Origin of the sequence: Streptomyces sp. MCA2 (assembly GCF_023544705.1) — a bacterium.
GTDB lineage: Bacteria > Actinomycetota > Actinomycetes > Streptomycetales > Streptomycetaceae > Streptomyces > Streptomyces decoyicus.
Genome location: NZ_JAMJFM010000008.1, coordinates 56,398 through 74,327 on the forward strand (window position 1 = coordinate 56,398; position 17,930 = coordinate 74,327).

Sequence of the window (17,930 nt, forward strand, 5' to 3'; positions counted from 1 at the left end):
ATGAGCGGGTAGCGACTGGCTAGTCGTCCGAGCCGGTAGCCGACGGCGGTACCTCCACGACGAAGAACAGGAAGCAGGTTTTGGTCGAGAAGTCGTGGAATTCGTCTGGGAACAGTTCACGGGCGGCCGGATCGGGCTGTGGCTCGCTGATGATGGAAAGTCGGAAGCCGGCGGTGGTGAAGGCATCGGTCATCGCGTGCAACGGCTTGCGCCAGAACTTCATCGGGACGGTCTGCCCGCCGAACGTCCAGTCGAAGGTATAGCTGGTGGTCGCAAAGTAGTCGGGCCGGGGATCCTGGATCGTGTAGGCCACGAAAGGGTGGTCCACCGAAGCGATCAGCCGGCCGCCGGGTTTGAGCACGCGCCGTATCTCGGCCAGCGTGGGCCCCCAGTCTTCCAGGTAGTGCAGGACCAGCGACGAGACCACGTCGTCGAACGCGCCGTCGGCGAACGGCAGGGGGTCGCTCAAGTCGGCCACGTGCAGGGCCGCGTCGTCCCCGAGCCGCCGTCTGGCCAGTGCCAGCATCCGGGCACTGGCGTCGATGCCGGTGACGTCGGCACCGCGGTCGCGTAGTGCAGCGGACAGGGGGCCCGATCCGCAGCCGGCGTCCAGGATCCGGCGGCCGGCCACGTCTCCGGCGAGGGCTAACATCGCCGGCCGCGCGTAGTACGCGTTCACGAGGTTGTTCTCGTTGTCCGCCGAGTATGCCTCGGCGAAGCTGTCATAGTCATTCACCCGGGCCGGATCGGCAGACTGGGCGAGAGTCTCGGGCACATCGGTTACTGGGTCCATCATCGCAGCCTAGACGAGCAGTTCCATTGTCCGAGCTGTGTTGTGCGGGTTGGTGTTGCATGCGCGCGTGGTCGGGCCGGCGTAGCGCCCGTGGGTGCTGCTGGACGGCGATGTAGGGGGACTGATCCATGTCGAGTGCCGGCCTCCAGGCGTCCGACCGTCAGCAAATGGAGGAGCCGGGCATCCCGCCAAGCTGGCGGATCTCCTCCAGCGGGTATGGGGTGTGCCTGCTCTGGCGCTGGAACTTGAGATTGAAGTCGGACATCAGTGCGGCGATCGGCGCGTGCCGGGCGAGTATCGCCGCGGCCACCTCTGGGATTCCTGTGGGGCGCTTGCCCTCTGCGTAGGCGCGTACCAGCGCGTAGCGGTCCTCCTGGTCCTCCCTCTGGTATCCGTACAGCGCGGTGACCAGCCAGTTCACCAGATACGTGGCGGTGTAACAGCGGTCGTAGGTCTGATGCCGGTCGAAGAAATCGGCCTCGTCCTGCGACAGCTCGAACCCGGAGGACATAGCGAGGCCGTAGTCCGCGAAGTAGAGGCGCCGGCCGTCGGTCAGGATGTTCTCGAAGTGCGCGTCGAAGTGCAGGAGCCCGCGGCTGTTCATGAACGAGGTGCCGGCTGCCAGTTCCCTCTCCACCATGGCGCAGGCTCGGTTAGCGGTCTCGCCTCCTGCTTCGACCTGCGTGTCCAGCCACTGGTGCAGGTTTTCGGGGATGTACTCAAGGAACAGCGCGACGCTCGCCGAGGACTGCTGGAGAGCCTCGATCCGGCGGCGCACCTGCGATCCCCTGCCCCAGTAGACGACGGCCCGTTCGATGTCGGCCAGTTCTTCGGGCAGGGGCGTTGCGTCCGGCAGCACCCGCCAGTGGTACATCAGAGGGAAGCCCTCGTATTGCGCCGCGAGCACCCAGTTCGTCGTCATGGTGTGCACGGCGAGCTCTCGCCAGGCCCCCCAGCCCGGCATGCCGATGGTCCCGATGCCGTAATGGCAGAAGACAGGCAGCTCGAACAGATTCGCCGTGGATCGGACGTGCTCAGGGTGCCTCTCCAGGTCGGTGAGGGGCACCCGCTTCACGAAGACCGGGGTTCCGGCGACCTCCAGCAGGGCCGACTCCCCGCCGATGCCGGATCCGATCGGCACGGCCCTATCCACGAGCTCGCGCAGGGCGCGATCACTGCACAAGGCCAGGGACGTGGAGACGGCACTGTGGGCGGTCAGACGCGCACCGCGCGATGTGTCAGGGCACTTCACTGCGGCCTCCACCTTGGTGCCGACTTCGATTTCTGCCATCGCTACGCAGTTCCGCCGAGCGCAACGACGCGTGTCTCTGCCGCTTGGCCTCCGGAGCGGGCAGAGGGTGCCCAAGATCCGTGTGCGACGACAGACCTGAACACCTTCCTGACCGCACTCTACGTGAAGATCGACGACGCAATGGGAGAAGGCATCGGCAGCCGCTTTTCCGGGAGTTGGGGCAGTTGTCGCGGCCCGGGCGGGGGCGGTGGCAGCCCCTGGTCGCGAGCAGTTGTCAGAGTTCGGTGTGGTTCTCGACCCGGACCGGCCAACTGCGCTCAGAGGCGAAGAGGCCGTCGGTCTCGGCGGATTTTTCGGCGTCGCAGCGGGGCGCGCCAGGTATGCGTCAGCCGTTATGCCGTCACCCCCCCCAGGGGCGCATTCCGAGGCGCAACGTCGACGCCCGCCAACCGAGACACCCGAGCGGAATCCCAGCCAGACCACTGTCTGCTTCTGCCCCTCGAAAGCGAGACACCGAGGAAGGCGGACACGGCAATTGCCGCGGTAACCCAAAGGTGAGCTTGGCGCCGGGCTCTTCGTTCCACGCGCTCTGTCGCCGCTGTTGCACCGGAACCACCCTCCCACCTGCGTCGGCGTTTCGCTGTGGCACCGGAACGCCCCTCACCACGCATACGGAAAGGCAAGGTGCGGCATGATCGGCGGCGCACCAAGTCAGCGAGCAGCAGGACGAGTTGAAGGGCAGGGATGTGGCATGGACGTTGATGCCGCCGTGTTCGATGTTTTCGGGACGATGACCGACTGGCGCTCCAGTGTGACCGCTGAGCTGGCCGATATCGGCGGTCGGGCCGGGCTGGATGCCGACTGGCCCGCTGTCGCCGATGCCTGGCGACGCCGCTACCGCCCGGTGCTGGAGCGGGTCCTGGGCGGAGAGCTGCCCTGGCGGCCGCTGGACGATCTGCACCGGCTCATGCTCGATGACGTCGTGACCGAGTACGACCTCGAAGGCCTCGGCGAGGTCGAACGGGACGCGCTCGTGCAGGCCTGGCACCGTCTGCGCCCCTGGCCCGACGCCGCAGCCGGTCTGGGAATGCTCCACCACACCCGTGTGATCACCGCGACGCTGTCCAACGGGGGTGTCGGCCTGCTCGCAGGCCTCACCAAACAGGCCGGGCTGCGGTTCGACTGCATCCTGTCGGCCGAGCTGGCCAGGTCCTACAAGCCCGACCTCCGTGTCTACCGCATGGCCGCCGAGCTGCTCGAGGTGGAGCCGCGCCGGCTCCTCATGGTGGCCTGCCACCCCGACGACCTCGAAGCCGCCGCCGAGGCCGGGCTGCGCACCGCCTATATCCCACGCCCGCTGGAGTGGGGGCCGGACGCCGAGCGGGTCGACCCACCCGCTGGGGTCGACCTCGTCGCCGACGATGTGATCGGCCTGGCCCGTGCACTGGGAGCGACGGGTTGACCAAAGCCGCCACAGGACGTCAAGAGGGAGGCGGGGACGGCCAGCGCGGCACGGCCCGGCGGTAGCAGCCGAAGTGGGTCACTCCGTTGCAGGTCCACCCGTGGCTCGCGGGGTGGAGCTCGTACGGCGCGACGCCGGACCGGGGAAGCAGCCGAGGAGGCATGACACATCACCGGCTCTGGCTGGCTATGAAGGCAGCCTTTTCCGCGGCACTGTTGGCGTCCCGGTGATGCCGGTCAGTGCCCTGGTGGCGACTCTCCAGGTGGGACCGGTGGCACAGCAGCAGCGAGTGGTCATGTGCGACGACGCCGGGGCCCCGGGGACGGCCCGTAGGTCAGAGCGAGGGCATTGCGTACTGCGACGTGTCCGACCGCTTGAAAGGCTTTGGGGTGAGAATCCGTGATGTGGAGGCGCATGCCGCGCAGTACCACCGATACCGCCACAGTGGTTCCGGCGCGCAGCTCAGCCAGCTCTTCGCGGACTCCCCGATCGACAGCGGTTTGGAAGGTGGCTATGTCCGACTGGGTGAAGGCAGATCGATCGCGCTCCGGAATGTCCAGATCGGCGGCCACCTGGAACGTGATGCCCTCCTCCCAGGGCTCGAAGTCCACGGTGACCAGCGCGAAATCGGCGGGACAACTGCTCTGACGCGCATACACAGCCTGGACACCCCGGATGGGGTGGGGAGGGAAGGTTCTGGCTTCGAAGTCCACCTGCCCACGGTAGCCCGGGAGGTGACAGATGGACTTGAGAGTCGACAGACGAACCTGAGAGGCGACAGGGCGAGTCTGAGAGGTGACAGGCGAACCTGAAAGTCGACAGACGAACCCGAGCGATGAAAGATGCGGCCTTCGCCCCTGCACCTTGCTGATCGGTACAGCGACATGACTACCGAACCAGCCGGCGTCGGCGGTCAAGGCTCATCCTGAGACAGCGCTCGACACAGTGGCGAGGGCACCGGTTCAGCCACCGACCGACGGTGCACCTTCCGGAGCACTCAGCAACGCCTGCGGCAGGTAGGCAGATTGGACGCGCAAGTCCCAGCCGTGTATTTGGACTGCCAGCGCGGCCAGTGCGATGGTCTTCCGTGGCAGGAGGCTGCGGGGCGCCGCATCGGCGGGGGCGTTCTTCCGGTGCTGGACGAGGCGCTGCCCCAGGGCCTGTTCGAAAGCCGTCTGGTCGTCCTCCAACAGCACGCGAAGCAGGCGCTGATCTGGCGTCAGCGCGTCAAGAGTATCCAGCTGCCGCATTGCCTCGGCACGTTCGTCGGCGGTCGGCTTGCACAGCGTTACCGACGGCCAGTGCCGGGGCAGATGCCCTTCGGCCTGAGTGAGATAGCCGCACAAGGCGTCCATCTCCGCCAGCTCGCCAGGGTCCGACTCCGATTCCAGCTTGGAGTGCGGCACACCGTTACGGATGTCAGGCGCATAGTCGTCGCGCAGCATCAGCCCGATGACCAAGCCCTGTTCCCAGACGATGCCGCTGATCACAGACAACGCGAATGCGTCCAGCCAGGTACTCGCGGTGGCCGCCTGCTCCACCACTGCTTCGAAGTCATAGCCGTCGCTGCTGAGCTTCTCGCCGATGAGGGTGAAGGAGATCTCTTGGTCGCCGTTCGGATAGCAGCCCAGGCTCAGGAGTCCCAGGGCGCACTCGGCCGCGGTGCGCAGGACGATGTGCGACGGGGCGGTGCCGGGCCCGGGATCCGCCACCGTGCGGGCGGCTATGTGGTCGAGGAGTTCGTCGCGCAATCCCTGCAACGTCTCATCGGAGTAGCAGTCGTATTGCATCGTGTGCCAGCGGCTGTGGGCCCGCCGCTCGATATCCGCCAGTGCCTGCTCGATCCGCTGCTCACTCACGTCGTGCCGGGCGACATCCTTGATGGTCATGAGCTTCATTCTGGCAGCCGCCACTGACACCGCAGCTGCCCAGACGTGACCACCCCGGGGCTGGTAGTCGCAACGAGCAACTCCGCGCGGCTAGGGCGTGTTTCGAATGTGCTGGCCGAACCCCTGGGGCGCGGCGAGGTCATGAAGGCGTGAGGGGAAGCTCATACGCCATGTGACGTCCGGTGATGCTCAGCCCTGCCAGTGGCAGGGCCTGGCGTACGGTCTCGTCGAATTCCCAGATGCTCAGTTCGGTGACCGAGGGGTGGTCGTGCCGCAGGTGTGTGACGAGTTGCGCGATGAGCGGGGCGAGGGTGCGCGGCTCGGTGCGCTGGTAACGGATTGCTTTCCCGGCGTTGAGGTGAGCCATGTGTCCCTCGATGGCGGCCGAGATTTCCGCGTCCGCCGTTGCCAGCGTGAGGTCCGGTTCGGGCAGCCGCCGGGCGGGGGTGTCGGGCAGGCCGACAGGGGGCTGCCACGTGGCCGGGTTGGTGCTCCAGGTACGGGCGTATTCGCCGTGTCCGTATGCGTTCAGGGCGGTCGCGGCCTGGCCGTCGGGACCGGTATCCGGGCCGCTCCACCGCAGGGTGCGGTAGCTGGCGGCTCGGGCCTCTTGCGCGGCCCGGCGGTACAGGCCTGTGACCATCTCGAACTCCTCGGCGGGCGGCGGGAGAGGGCTGTAGTGGCCGGTTTCGAGGCGGTGGGCTTCGCGCGGTACATACAGGGCCTGCACGCGCGCGGCGTGCTCGCCGTCTGGGTCCTCGTAGAGCCATGCCCAGCCCAGCAGAGTCCCCTCGCGCCGAGCCGCGACGTTCCCGATGGTGCGCGGGCGGTTCTCGTCATCGTCCAGAGAAGGCAAGGGTTGGCCAGCCCTGGCGTACAGCTCCTCGTAGAGACGCTCTTCCGCGTCCGGCTGACTGATCCACTCAAGGGACATTTCGAGCGTCATGGTCGCATGGTACGACTGCATAACCGGAGGAGGCGCGTTGACTGTTCTGGTCACAGCCACTCGTTGATGGCGGCGATAGTCAGTGTGGCCTCGTAGCGGACGGCGAGTTTGTCGTATCTCGTCGCGACCATGCGGTGTCTTTTGAGGCGGTTGATCCCGCATTCGACAGCGTGCCTCTGCTTGTAGACCTCGCGGTCGAAGGCGGGTGGGCGGCCGCCGGAGGGTCCGCGCTTCTTGCGGTTGCAGGCCTGGTTGTCGGGTTTGGCGATGGTGCAGCGGACGTCGTGGGGACATCCCGCCACGGAGCCCCGGTCCGCGTCCGCCACCGTATGCCGTCGATCAGCTGCCGCCTGGTCCATATCGGCGGGCGTCCCGGCTTCTTACTCACCGTCAACAGCGGCTCCAAGCGGGCCCACTGCACATCCGTCAGGTCTCCACGTGCCACGAAGCAAGATCATCGCACCTCAAGATCCACTTTCGATACGCGCCGGGGCAACCAGGCAGAAGTTGAAACTCAAGTTCAGGAGCCCAGTTGGGTCGAGCACCTGGCGAGAAGCGGACCAGTCGCGCACGCATCCGGGACGGCTCCTGCCCGGCGACAATGACGTCCTCCACACGTCGCCGGTGAACCAGTCGGCGGAGGTTCATCCCGAGGCCATGGCCGCCCCGAGCAGAATGGCGTAGAGCAGGGGGAGCATTGCCAGGCCGAGCGCGGTGCCTGCGGCAGCGATGCGCAGGCCGCGCACGGAACGGCGGTGGGGGAGGAGCCAGGAGCCGGCAAGCAGCACCATGGCGATCACGATCGCCATCTCGATCCCGCTGGTATAGCCGTCGGCCCGGAACGTCATGTACTCCCATACAAGTGCGGGCAGACCAGGAAGCGACGCGACCAAAGGCGCCTTCCACCAGGTGGCATGGATACGGGGCTGGACGTCATCAGTGACCATGCTGCCCACTCCAGCAGCAGCGGAAGGGGAACACCTCAGGTCGTGTACTCACCCTTCCGGGGAAAAGTACCTACCCGACGCCGTCCACCGACAGAAACAAGGCGGACAAGCCCTCCCCAGGTGGGTGGCAGTTCGAGGGGAAGACGGGGCAGCTCGGCTGAGACACGGTCCCGCCATCCATGCGCCCGGCTTCAGAACAACCGAGATTCCCGGGACGTCTCGTACGGACCGCCCCGGAAGTACAGGGCCCGATAGGGCCGAGGGCGGTCACCACGCTCATGTGCGGCATCGGACCGATCGGCGGGAGCTGACCGCTGGGCCAGAACGCGCAGCGTCTCCAGGCCGACCAGGACATCAGAGCGGTTGCCAGACCTCATCATCCACCGTGGCAGCCGGGTGAGCATCGCCCGCTTTGGACTCGCCCCGTGCTCGCGCAAGGTGGCGCCGACATAGGCCGACAGTTCGTTGACATGCTCTTCGTTGTAGGCCCACAGGATCTGGCCGACACAGCGCGTCTGTAGCCACAGCGGCCTTCGGAAGAACGGATCCTCTGTACCGCCCGGAGCCACTGCGACCAGCCCGGCATCGCGAACTTCCGCTTCCCAATCAGCGACGGCACCACACCCTCGGCAGGCCAGGCGGCGTGGCTGGAACAACAGCTCATAGACGTATTTGCGCTCAGGGAGGCCAGGCCGGGGAAGGACGAGTGCGCAGCCACAGCATCGAGGACAGACCACAAGTATGTGGCCAGTGAACTGAGCCAGCCATCCTCCCCGGTCGTAGTGGCGGGCGGGACCAGTGCTCGGCTCAGAGTCCATGGCGCACACCATCGCAGGTCAGTCAATGCTGTCCGCCATCGGGCCTCGAACGCGCCCCACGGGTACATGGTGTTGGCGCTTCTCGAGCGAGCTCTGAGCCCTGCTGTGGCCCCTGGTTCCCCGTTCTGTTCCCTGGCGGCAGACCATCGTTGCCGGTCCTGGCGATACCGGGCGTTATCACCAGCATCAGCATCAGCATCCAGGCGTTTCACTGGGAGCACCTGGCAGGCCAGAGGAGGATGCCGCGACGTCCACGCCGGCCAAGTAGACGGTTGCCCGTCTTCTCATAGCGGGTGGCGATGCCGTGCCACGGCTTGAGGCGTGGTCGTGCGTGTTCGTCACCAGATCACTGAGTGTGCGTTCACCGGTGATGAGCTGGGCGATTTCAGTGATCGGGGTGTTCAGGGCACGCAGCCACTGGATCAGACTCAGCTGATCCGGTGCCTCGTGTGCGTAGCGGCGGTGGCTTCTGGAGCTGCGCCTGGCCAGCGGCAGCAGCCCGATATCGGAGTAGTACCGAAGCGTTCTGACCGAGAGGCCGGGTACGGGCTGGCAACTCTCCGATGGTCCATGTGATGTGGCTCACTATGACTTGAATCTCCAGTGCGCTGGAGCTCCTAGCGTACGAAGCGCCGGAAGGGACGAGCGAGCAGCGTCAGCCGCTTTCCGTCATCCGGTGTCTGCGCCCAGCCGGGCAGACGGCACACCCCTCACACGCACGCCAAAGGAGCTCTCATGCGTATCCGTCACATAGCCGCTGCGGGCGCTGTCGCCGCCGCACTCACGCTCGGTGTCACGTTGCCGGCCTCCGCCGGCGACGCTCAGCCGTCCGCCGGGCGGTCCCCCGTGGTGGCTGCCCACCACGCCGCTGACCTCGGGGCGCTCATGGCCAAGAGGAAGGTCAAGGTCTACCAGGACGCCAACTACAGGAACAGGAACACGACCTTCACGGAGGACATGTGGGACCTGCGCAAGGACGGCTGGAACGACACGATCAGCTCCGCCATTAACCAGGGCCACCGCACGGTCACCTTCTACTCCGGCGTGAAGGGCCACGGCGCCAGTTTCTCCCTGGCGCCGGGCGACCGGGAGGCACACTTCGGCAACCGCGGCATGCCCGACACCACGACCTCCGTCATGTTCCGCTGACCGCCAGCTCTGAGCTGCGCTGACAGCGAGTTGCTGACGGGCGGGGTGCGGCGACCGGGCCGCACCCCGCCCTGTCTGCCACCGCACCCCGCCCCGTCTAGCGCACACCGCGCAACGCACTCCGAGAGGCAACGATGCCGCCCTCCCGCACCCGGACCACCACCGTGCTCGCAGCGCTGCTCCTGGCCGTCACCACCGCCTGCACCGCCGCGGAACACGAGTCCACGCCCGCCACGCACACCACCGCACCATCGCCGGCGGCCCGGCAGGCCAAGCGGCTCCAACTGCCACTGGACGCCTATGCCTCGACTGTCGCCGAGACCCACCTCGTGGAAGACGCGCAGGACATCCTCATGCGCCGGTGCATGAACGACCTGGGCATGGAGTGGAAAGCGCTGCCGCGGGTGGCCGCCCAGGACATCGAGCCGACCAACCTCGGCCGCTACGGAGCCGACGAGACGGAAGCCCTCCGCTACGGGTACCACCCGCGCCCCGACCCGCCGTCGGTGGTACGGCGCAACCGCGCCTGGGACGAGCGCGAGGCGCTCCCGGCCGAGGTGCAGCGCGCGGCCTACGGCCCCTCCGGCAAGGGCGGCTGTCTCGAGGCCGCCCAGCGCCAACTCGTCGGCGACACCGCCCCACCCGACTACCACGCCTTCAACCAGCTGACCGGCACCGCCCTGGAAACCTCCCGGCGTGCCCCGGAAGTACGCGATGCCCTGCGCAGATGGCACACCTGCATGACGAAGGCGGGCTTCGACTACCCCGAGCCGATGGCCGCCGCCGTCAGCGAGCGCTGGAAGACGGACGCACCCACGCCGGCCGAACGCGCCACCGCCCGCGCCGATGTGGCGTGCCAGCGGTCCAGCAAGGCGATGACGGTATGGGCAGCAGCCGAGACCCGCATCCAACGCCGCATGATCCAGCAGAACGCAGACCGTCTGCACAAGGCGAAGGCACGCAAGGACCGCTGGCTGTCAGCCGCCCGCCGCGTCCTGAAACACGAGGGCCGCATAAACCACCAGCACCACGTGTCCGACCAGTAACCGTCCAAAGGAGTTCCTCATGCGTATCAGCCACCTGGCCGCCGTCGGCGCCGCCGCTGCCGCAATCGCACTCGTCGTCGCCGCACTGCCGGCCTCCGCTGACGGCCCCCAGGCAGCCGCCGGCCCGCTCAGGGCCGACAGGGCCAAGGGCCGAAGTCTTCGAGCACCCCCGCATTCAAGGGCAAGCGCACGGCCTTCACCCACAACGTGCCGAACTTGGCGGCTCACGGCTGGGACATCGGCTCCGCCAGGGAACCGGCAAGCGGACGGTCGCGTTCTCCCAGCACGCCGGCTACCACGGCGCCGAGTTCGCCCTGGCGCCGAGCGAGCGCGAACCCGCCTTCCGCAACGTGGGCGAGCCCGACGGCAGCCTCACGTTCCACTGACAGCGAGCGATTGCTGTTGCTCACCGTCACCGATGCGTCAAAAAATCGGGCTGCGTCGTGATGGGATGCCAGACAGTATGGCGGGGTGTCTGATCTGCTGTGGGATGACGTTGCGTACTTCTTCGATCCTGATCTGATGGGTTCGCTGCCGGATGTGCGTGTCCCGGATGCCTCGGTGGGGGACTGGCAGGCACTCCTCGATCTCGTGGGTGAGCGCGGCTGGAAGTGCCAGTACTCCGAGGGCGAGACGGTGCTGCCGGTGCCGAGGGCGGAGACGGTGCTCTCCCGCCCGGCCGGCGCAGAATTCCCTGAGCTGCGTGTCTGGCCATCTACCGAGGTGCTGGCGATCTTCCGTTTCCAGGCGGCGGAGGAAGTCGACTTCGACGTGGATCTGCGGCAGCTTCAGGGACAGGAGCGTCTCGACGTCTTCTGCCGTTTTCTGCGGGACATCGGTCGGCGGCTGGGCAAGCCGGTGCTGATGGTTCCGGAGGGCGATTACGGTCATCCGGTGCTCGGGTTCGATGTGGAAGCCGATCGTGTGGCTTCGTTCGCTTTCAGTGACAGCGTTTGTCGATGAGATTCAGCAGCAGTTGGCCATCAACCTGCTGGGGAATGGAATGCCTACGAGCAGTGGCGGCAAGGCTGTGTCGCCGAGACGGACGGGCCGTTCGGCGTTCGCTCTTCGCCGTTCCCCGTTCGCGAGGGGACTCTGCTGCCGAGTCCAGTTTCCCGCGCTGCGCCACTTTGCCCTGGACGGCACTGACCACCGCAGCCATACATAGCAAGGCAGCAGTCGCCCGCCGTGCGGCCGGGCCGGCAGCACGGAGACCACTCCGGCGGCCTCCCAGCGGAACTGCCGCACCATCACCGAGGTTTCCTGCCGCTCGGTCTCCGGGGCCTGTGGTTCAGCGGCGGTAGGAACGGTCCTGGTCGCCATTCCTCCTCCTTCCGACGGACTCCTCGTGGGCTGCCCATGCGTCAGTAACGGCGTTAACAACAATGGAATGACGCTAGTGATAACATCGTTAACATGTCAATGCGGGGAAGCAGCGGCGCCGGTACGCGCAAGGGCCCGATCCGGCCGGACACCGTGGTGGACACCGCGTTGGCCCTGGTCAACCACGGTGGCCTGGAGTCACTGACCATGCGGCGTCTGTCCGACGCGCTGGGGACCCAGCCGCCCGCCCTGTACCGGCTGTTCCAGGACAAGGACGCCCTGGTGGACGCGATGGCCGACGCGGTACTGGCCTCCGTACTCGGCCCGCTCCCCGAGGCGAACTGGGAGACCCGCGTCAGCGTGCTGGCCGGAAGGCTGCGGGCAGCCATGCTCGGCCAACGCGACGGAGCCCGCATCGTAGGCGGCGCCTACACCACCCGGCAGCCCACGTTGACGGTCGCCGACTCCTTGCTGGCCGCCATGAAGGAAGCGGGTTTCACCGGAGAGGCCGCGGTATGGGCCATCGCCACAGTCTTCTCCTACGTCCTGGGCGAGGCATTGGAACAGCAAGGGCGCACTGAGGTGGACGTGGAGGGAGTGCAAGCGACGCTCTCCGCCGAGGACTACCCGCATCTGGCTCGAAGCCCACTGCCGGCCCTGCTCGACTTCGACGCCAGATTCGCGTTCGGGCTCCGGATGCTCACGGCAGGACTCCGGGAGGGAGCGCAGACCTTCCACTCGGGTGAAACCGTCCCGGGAGCGGCATCGAGTGCGACTACAGACAGTCCCACCGATGGAACACCCGCGCCAACATCAAGAACTTCACCTTCACCTTCCCTCCCCTCCCGGAAGGCTGCTCCGGCGGAGCCTGGGCCATGAAAGACCCCGAATGCCCCCGTCGGCTGACCCCGCATGGCCACGCCACGGTCGACCAGCGGGCCATCTGCGCCTTCCGTTGAGAACATGGAGGCACGTTCGCGTCGTGCTGCTAGGAGGTCGCCGTGGCATCCATGCCCCCTCAGTCCGCTCAGCCGGAGCGCGCACCCGTAGCGTTCACCGAGGCTGATGAGCAGCATGCTGTCCTGACGTTCGCCGGTGCCCTGGACGCGCACGCTCTGCCCGAGCTGGAAGAGCTCCTCAGCGACCGGCGCCTGCGGCAGGCAGGCACCTGGGTATGGGACATGAGCAGCGTGCAGCGGATCGACCTCGCGTGCGCCTACGCCCTGCTCCGCGCGGTCACCCGTGCGCCGGAAACCGTTTCCGTCACCGTCCACGGGGCCCGCCGTGCCATTCAGCGCACCCTGCGGCATGCCGGTCTCGACGTCGTGGTGAGCATCGGGGAGTAGCGGAGCCGTCATGCGGCGGGGGTTGCTGCGGTCGGACGGCGGCGGGGCCACCCCGCTCGACGAGCGCGAGGTCGGTCCGAGCGCCCGCCTCCCGCCGCCGCTCCCGCGCGCGGGGCTCCGTGCTGGGCGGAACCTGATGGGCCGCTACCTGCGGGCCGGACAGGGCTTTTGAGCGGCTGTGTTGGCGGGCTGGAGCTTTCGCTCCGGGAGCCTGCCTGAAGAGTTCTCCGTCGATCCGGACGACGCTCTACCGTGTGGGAGGGCTTCCGCGACGTGAGAGCGTGCGGGACACGGAGGACACCGACTGGCGGTTCTCAACGTAGCCCGAGCGGCCACGGGATTGCCCGACACCGCCCCCCCCCGACGATCTTTTACGGGACAGCCTTTAGCAAGAAGAGTATGTGCAGGGAAAGTTGACCACGATCAGGCCGAAATCACGCATGCCAATGCAGTGGTCGTTCAGCTCCGAGTACGCGGTATCGCCGCGATATCGGGTGTTTGGTACGTCGTTACTTCGCCGAAGGGCTGCGGTAATCCAGCTCATCAGGCGAGACGTAGGCTCTCCTTTGTGTCACCGATGGGAAATGTTGTGCGCCACCCCCGCTCCCGGCCGTCCACCGGCCGCGCCCGGATCGTGCCGCTGGTTCTCGCAGCGGGAGTCGGAGCCTTGCTGCTGAGTGGCTGCTCGGGGACCGGCGAGCCCAAGAGCGACGGGCACACACCCGACGCTTCGGCCCCGGCGCGGCTGTGGCCCGAGCGCTCGCCCGCGCCTCGGCCCACCTACGACGAGGACGAGCGGGACACCTACGACGCGCCATGGCCGTCCCACGGGATGCCCCGAGTCCCGTCGGGCGACATCCGCAAGGTGCCCGCGCTCACCATCGTCAAGGCCCAGGTCGCCGCGGGAAAATATCCCAGGGGTACGGCGCAGTTCCTCCAAGCCGACAGACAGAAGATCAACAACTGTGCCACTGCGCGCAAGCAGTGTCCCGTACTGACTCCTCAGTACCGGGATGTGACCGGCGACGGGAAGGACGAACTGCTCGCCGGTATCGAAGCGGGGAACGACGAACTGGTCCTGTGGATCTTCAAGGTCAGGAACGGAACGGTGAGCCAGATCCTGGACATCGCGGTGGCCCCGCTCTCGCTCGAAGTGGCCGGCCGGGACGTGATCACACGGGAGCCGTCGGAGCTGACCGGTTACGACACGCGCACGGTCTACTCATGGGACGAGCATTCGCAGAGCATGATCGCGAGGGTCAGCGACTACGTTGCGGTGGACGCCACCACCACGCGTAAGAGCACCTCGTGAGCGCTCGTCCGTCCTGGGCGGGAAAGCGCCTTTCCGCCCTCACGGCGACGCTGCGCTGGAAGGCCGCCTTCTTCATCGTGGTCATGTGCTGCTTTCTCGCCACGGCCCTCGGTGTCCTGGTGCATGTGGTGGTCGGCGTGCAGAGCGAGGCCAATGCCCGCGACGCGGCCCTGGGCGTGCTCGACGATACGGTCAAGGCATACATCGCCGGTGAGCCCCTCGCACGGGATGCGGCGGTGGACCCCGCTGACCTGCCCGCCGCGCTGCGCGACATGGCGCGGCGGGGCGAGCGCGGCACCCAGCTCGGCCGGCACAACGGGCGTCCGACGATGTGGGCGGTCGCCCCGGCCGACGGCAAGGCACTGGCCGTCCAGCAGGACTACAGCGAGCGTGCGGCGGCCCTTCGCGGATTGGACCGGGCCCTCATCGGCTCTGCGGGCCTCGCGATCGCGCTGACCCTCTCCGCCGGGCTGTACACCGCCTCGGGCCTCACCCGGCGCCTGCGGCGCACCGCACAAGTGGCGCGCCGAATCAGCACCGGTGACCTCGATGCCCGGGTGGACGACCCCCGCGGCCTACGCCCGGTATACGCCCAGGACGAGGCCGCCGCCGTGGCCACCGCCCTCGACGCGATGGCCACGAGCCTGCAGGCCAAGCTGCACAGCGAGCAGCGGTTCACCGCCGATGTGGCGCATGAGCTGCGCACCCCGCTCACCGGACTACAGATGGCCGCCGAACTGCTGCCTCCCGGGCGCTCGACGGAAATGGTGCAGGACCGGGTCCAGGCCATGCGCCGGCTGGCCGAGGATCTGCTGGAGATCTCCCGGCTCGACGCGGAGGTGGAACGCGCCGACCTTGATGTGCACCAACTGGGGCCGCTGTCCGAGCAGGCGATACGGGCCACCGGGCTGTCGGTCGAGGTCCGCGTGGCGCGCGACGCCCGGGTGGAGACCGACCGGCGCAGATTCGAGCGCGTGCTGGGGAACCTCGTCGCCAATGCCCACAAGCACGGCTGCCCACCGGTGATCGTGTCCGTGGACGGACCGGTCGTCACTGTGCGGGACCACGGCGACGGCTACCCCGACGAGCTGCTCGCCCAGGGACCCCAGCGCTTCCGGAGCCGCCTGGGGAACGGGAAACGGAAGGGGCACGGTCTGGGGCTGACGATCGCCCTGGGGCAGGCGCGGGTGCTCGGCACCACTCTCCGGTTCTCGAACGCCCCTGATGGCGGGGCCGTCGCCGAACTCACCGTCCCACCCCAGCCGGACGCCTAGGCTGTTTCGTTTGGATCACCGCGCGGGCCAGAGGAAGATGCCCGCGATGTGGAGTCCGGCCAGGTAGATCGTGGCTGTCTTCTCCTAGCGAGTGGCGATGCCGCGCCCACTGGCCGGTAGCCGGGTCAGGTCGCCGTGACCCGGCCCCTCAGAACCGGACGTGCCTGTTTCCAGGCATCACGGCTCAAGCAAGCCCGGAGGCTTCACAGGTTCTGAGACGTCATTTCCTTTGCGGCTGACGGCCGTTGAACAGTTCGCAAACCCGAGCACTTCCTTGCCTTCGTCGGCATAGCCGCAACACTCATCTGCCACCGCCGCCTCACCAAATGAAACGACGCCTTATGGGCTGTCCAATGGAGGCTGAACGGAACCTTCGTGTCCGACGCCGAGGTTGACGTTGACCTCGCGGACTTCCTTCTGGTCGAAACGGGGCGGTAAAGGAGAAGCACTTGTACGTGGACGGGGTGGCCATGCAGGCGGCTCTCGCATCCCCCGAGGCGGAGCACGCGGAGGATCGCTGAGAGCGAGCCGCACCCAGCCCGGCTCGGGCAGGGCTTCGCTGTCGGCGATGGCGTAGCGATGCTCGACGCGCGCCTTCTGGGAATCGCCGCCGCCAGGTACGTCACGCTGTGCCTGGCTGCCCGTGACGCTCCCGTGCAGGTGTGGAGGGGCCAAGTCGTCTTCGGGCGAGCGGCTTTCGGTGTACGCCGGGGGATTCTGCACACCGTCGGTGCGCTGCTGGACGCCAAGGCCTTCCACGGCGGCCGCACCGCACGCAACCACCTGCGGGGGCTCGCCGCTTCCCACCACATACCGAGTCAACGTGTCGACGAAGTACTCGCCATGGTCGGTCTGGCAACCGCCGCCCGCAGGCGCAGTGGCGGATTCTCCCTCGGTATGAGCCAACGCCTGGGGATCGCGGCAGCACTGCTGGGAGACCCCCAGATCCTCATCCTCGACGAGCCGGTCAACGGGCTGGACCCCGAAGGCATCCAGTGGGTGCGCGAGTTCATGCGGTCCATGGCGGACAACGGCCGCACGGTCCTGGTGTCGTCGCATCTGATGAGCGAGATGCAGGACACCACGGACCACCTCATTGTGATCGGCCGAGGCCGACTGGCGGCGGACAGCTCCATGACGGAGTTCCTCGCCCGTAGTTCCCACAACGGCACCGTGGTCCGCAGCCCGCACGCAGCCCACCTCGTTCCCCTGCTGCGGTACGAGGGTGCCACGGTCGACTACGCCTCCGGTCGGTCCCCGGCAGACGCGCTACTCGTACGGGGGCTGGACGCGAAGCGGATCGGCGAGCTGGCCGGGCAGAACGGGCTGTGGCTGCACGAGCTGGCGCCGCAGCGGGTCTCGCTGCAAGAGGCCTTTATGGAGCTGACGGCAGACGCCGTCGAATACCGAGTGACGCACAGCGGAGGGGCCGCGTAACCATGTCGACAACAATGACACACACCGGCGCAGCCGCCTCCCCGAGCAACGGCACGACCGGTCGACAGACGCGATTCATCGATGCGATCGCCTTCGAGCGGATAAAGGTCAGTTCGGTCCGCTCCACCTGGTGGACGCTGTTCGCCGCCGCCTTCATCACGATCGGTACAGGGGCGCTCGGTGGCGGTGGTGCGGACCAGGGAGACACCGCGGAAATCGTCCTCAAGGACATCTTCATAGGACTTCCGATCGGGCAGCTGGCGATCTGCCTCTTCGGCGCGCTGGCAGCCACCTCCGAGTACGGTACTGGCTCGATCCGCAGCACGTTCACCGCGGTACCGAAACGGCCCCGGCTGCTGGCGGCCAAAGCCCTGGTGGTCTGCGCCGTCTCCTTGGTGACCGGGCTGCTGATTTCCTTCGGCACCTACACCGCCGGGTCCCTGTCCCTGGGCGCGGCGGCCCCACACCCCGCACTGTCCGACGGGGCCGTGCTGCGCGTCGTGGTCGGCGGAGGCTGCTACCTGGGCGTACTCGGAGTCTTCGCGCTTGTCATGGGCCTGGTGATGCGAGCCTCCGCAGGCGCGATCACAGCCTGCATCTGCCTGACGTTCCTCCTCCCCCTCACGTTCCGTGCGCTCAGTGACCTCGGTGTCCTGCTGCTCAAGTGGTGGCCCACCGAGGCGGGCCAGCGGATCCTCGATTTGGTCCCCGCCACGAGGTATCTGTCACCGCTACCGGGACTCGGCTGGTTCGCGGTCTGCACGCTCGTCGCGCTGATCGGCGCGATATCCCGGGTCTCCCGGCGCGACGCTTGAGAGCCTGCCGGGTGGCTGACCGTAAGTGGTGTGTGATCGCTGCTCAGGTGCGTGGCGAAGGCCCCGGAATGATCACGTGGTGTGTGCCAGTGCGATAACTCCGGGGCCGTCAGCGGCTCAT

At 67.4% G+C, this 17,930-nt stretch carries 19 protein-coding genes and 2 pseudogenes; 10 read left to right on the forward strand and 11 right to left on the reverse strand.

The genetic code is table 11. The features are described 5' to 3' along the window. Positions 1-19 precede the first annotated feature (19 nt). Together M8I34_RS08600 and M8I34_RS08605 are read right to left on the reverse strand one after the other, a co-directional pair. A complete protein-coding gene (locus tag M8I34_RS08600) occupies positions 20-793 on the reverse strand; it encodes a class I SAM-dependent methyltransferase (RefSeq protein WP_250048652.1) in 774 nt (257 codons plus the stop codon). A gap of 160 nt (positions 794-953) precedes the next feature. After that, positions 954-2,084, reverse strand: a complete 1,131-nt coding sequence (locus M8I34_RS08605; protein ID WP_250048653.1) for a protein kinase family protein — start codon at positions 2,082-2,084, stop codon at positions 954-956. Positions 2,085-2,796: 712 nt separating this feature from the next. Here M8I34_RS08605 and M8I34_RS08610 point away from each other — a divergent pair. Continuing rightward, complete coding sequence (locus M8I34_RS08610) at positions 2,797-3,507, forward strand: haloacid dehalogenase type II (protein ID WP_250048654.1); 711 nt, start codon at positions 2,797-2,799, stop codon at positions 3,505-3,507. Positions 3,508-3,800: 293 nt separating this feature from the next. Here the strand turns inward: M8I34_RS08610 and M8I34_RS08615 are convergent, their stop codons facing one another. The 8 genes and pseudogenes from M8I34_RS08615 to M8I34_RS08650 form a co-directional block, all read right to left on the reverse strand. Next, positions 3,801-4,220 (reverse strand): hypothetical protein, encoded by a 420-nt coding sequence (locus M8I34_RS08615; RefSeq protein WP_250048655.1) that lies wholly within the window; start codon positions 4,218-4,220, stop codon positions 3,801-3,803. 249 nt (positions 4,221-4,469) lie between these two features. Next, on the reverse strand, positions 4,470-5,396 hold the full coding sequence (locus M8I34_RS08620) for an immunity 49 family protein (RefSeq protein ID WP_284050109.1): 927 nt from the start codon (positions 5,394-5,396) through the stop codon (positions 4,470-4,472). Between the two features lie 139 nt (positions 5,397-5,535). Then, on the reverse strand, positions 5,536-6,342 hold the full coding sequence (locus M8I34_RS08625; protein ID WP_250048656.1) for a hypothetical protein: 807 nt from the start codon (positions 6,340-6,342) through the stop codon (positions 5,536-5,538). A 50-nt stretch (positions 6,343-6,392) separates the two neighbouring features. After that, positions 6,393-6,644 carry a hypothetical protein gene (locus M8I34_RS08630; RefSeq protein ID WP_250048773.1) on the reverse strand — a complete coding sequence of 84 codons (252 nt, stop codon included), beginning with the start codon at positions 6,642-6,644 and terminating at the stop codon, positions 6,393-6,395. A 38-nt stretch (positions 6,645-6,682) separates the two neighbouring features. Then, positions 6,683-6,787, reverse strand: a pseudogene (locus M8I34_RS41595) (transposase); the annotation flags it as partial. An 83-nt stretch (positions 6,788-6,870) separates the two neighbouring features. Further along, positions 6,871-6,959, reverse strand: a pseudogene (locus M8I34_RS08640) (cupin domain-containing protein); the annotation flags it as partial. 27 nt (positions 6,960-6,986) lie between these two features. Continuing rightward, entirely contained in the window at positions 6,987-7,289 is a 303-nt protein-coding gene (locus M8I34_RS08645) for a hypothetical protein (RefSeq protein WP_250048657.1), read from the reverse strand. A gap of 1,010 nt (positions 7,290-8,299) precedes the next feature. Then, positions 8,300-8,611 carry a hypothetical protein gene (locus tag M8I34_RS08650; protein WP_250048764.1) on the reverse strand — a complete coding sequence of 104 codons (312 nt, stop codon included), beginning with the start codon at positions 8,609-8,611 and terminating at the stop codon, positions 8,300-8,302. Between the two features lie 231 nt (positions 8,612-8,842). Here M8I34_RS08650 and M8I34_RS08655 point away from each other — a divergent pair, with 231 nt between their 5' ends. Together M8I34_RS08655 and M8I34_RS08660 are read left to right on the forward strand one after the other, a co-directional pair. Further along, complete coding sequence (locus tag M8I34_RS08655; RefSeq protein WP_250048658.1) at positions 8,843-9,256, forward strand: peptidase inhibitor family I36 protein; 414 nt, start codon at positions 8,843-8,845, stop codon at positions 9,254-9,256. Positions 9,257-9,390: 134 nt separating this feature from the next. After that, positions 9,391-10,302 carry a hypothetical protein gene (locus M8I34_RS08660; RefSeq protein ID WP_250048659.1) on the forward strand — a complete coding sequence of 304 codons (912 nt, stop codon included), beginning with the start codon at positions 9,391-9,393 and terminating at the stop codon, positions 10,300-10,302. A gap of 224 nt (positions 10,303-10,526) precedes the next feature. Here M8I34_RS08660 and M8I34_RS08665 read toward each other — a convergent pair whose 3' ends face one another. After that, positions 10,527-10,718, reverse strand: coding sequence for a hypothetical protein (locus M8I34_RS08665; protein WP_250048660.1), 192 nt, complete (start codon positions 10,716-10,718; stop codon positions 10,527-10,529). A gap of 55 nt (positions 10,719-10,773) precedes the next feature. On the opposite strand from M8I34_RS08665, the gene M8I34_RS08670 reads away from it, so the two are divergent. The 7 genes from M8I34_RS08670 to M8I34_RS08700 all read left to right on the forward strand — a co-directional run bounded on the left by M8I34_RS08670 (position 10,774) and on the right by M8I34_RS08700 (position 17,809). Continuing rightward, a complete protein-coding gene (locus M8I34_RS08670; RefSeq protein WP_250048661.1) occupies positions 10,774-11,265 on the forward strand; it encodes a hypothetical protein in 492 nt (163 codons plus the stop codon). Positions 11,266-11,718: 453 nt separating this feature from the next. After that, positions 11,719-12,504 carry a TetR/AcrR family transcriptional regulator C-terminal domain-containing protein gene (locus tag M8I34_RS08675; RefSeq protein ID WP_250048662.1) on the forward strand — a complete coding sequence of 262 codons (786 nt, stop codon included), beginning with the start codon at positions 11,719-11,721 and terminating at the stop codon, positions 12,502-12,504. 131 nt (positions 12,505-12,635) lie between these two features. Next, positions 12,636-12,971, forward strand: a complete 336-nt coding sequence (locus tag M8I34_RS08680; protein ID WP_250048765.1) for an STAS domain-containing protein — start codon at positions 12,636-12,638, stop codon at positions 12,969-12,971. Positions 12,972-13,548: 577 nt separating this feature from the next. Then, the gene (locus M8I34_RS08685; RefSeq protein WP_250048663.1) at positions 13,549-14,283 is read left to right on the forward strand and encodes a hypothetical protein; all 735 of its coding nucleotides are present in this window, start codon (positions 13,549-13,551) and stop codon (positions 14,281-14,283) included. Continuing rightward, complete coding sequence (locus M8I34_RS08690) at positions 14,280-15,557, forward strand: HAMP domain-containing sensor histidine kinase (RefSeq protein ID WP_250048664.1); 1,278 nt, start codon at positions 14,280-14,282, stop codon at positions 15,555-15,557. The genes M8I34_RS08685 and M8I34_RS08690 overlap by 4 nt, the downstream gene beginning before the upstream one ends. Positions 15,558-16,136: 579 nt before the next feature. Beyond that, complete coding sequence (locus tag M8I34_RS08695) at positions 16,137-16,994, forward strand: ATP-binding cassette domain-containing protein (RefSeq protein WP_250048665.1); 858 nt, start codon at positions 16,137-16,139, stop codon at positions 16,992-16,994. A 2-nt stretch (positions 16,995-16,996) separates the two neighbouring features. Then, positions 16,997-17,809: a hypothetical protein gene (locus M8I34_RS08700; protein ID WP_250048666.1), complete on the forward strand. Its 813-nt coding sequence runs from the start codon at positions 16,997-16,999 to the stop codon at positions 17,807-17,809. Positions 17,810-17,930 lie beyond the last annotated feature (121 nt).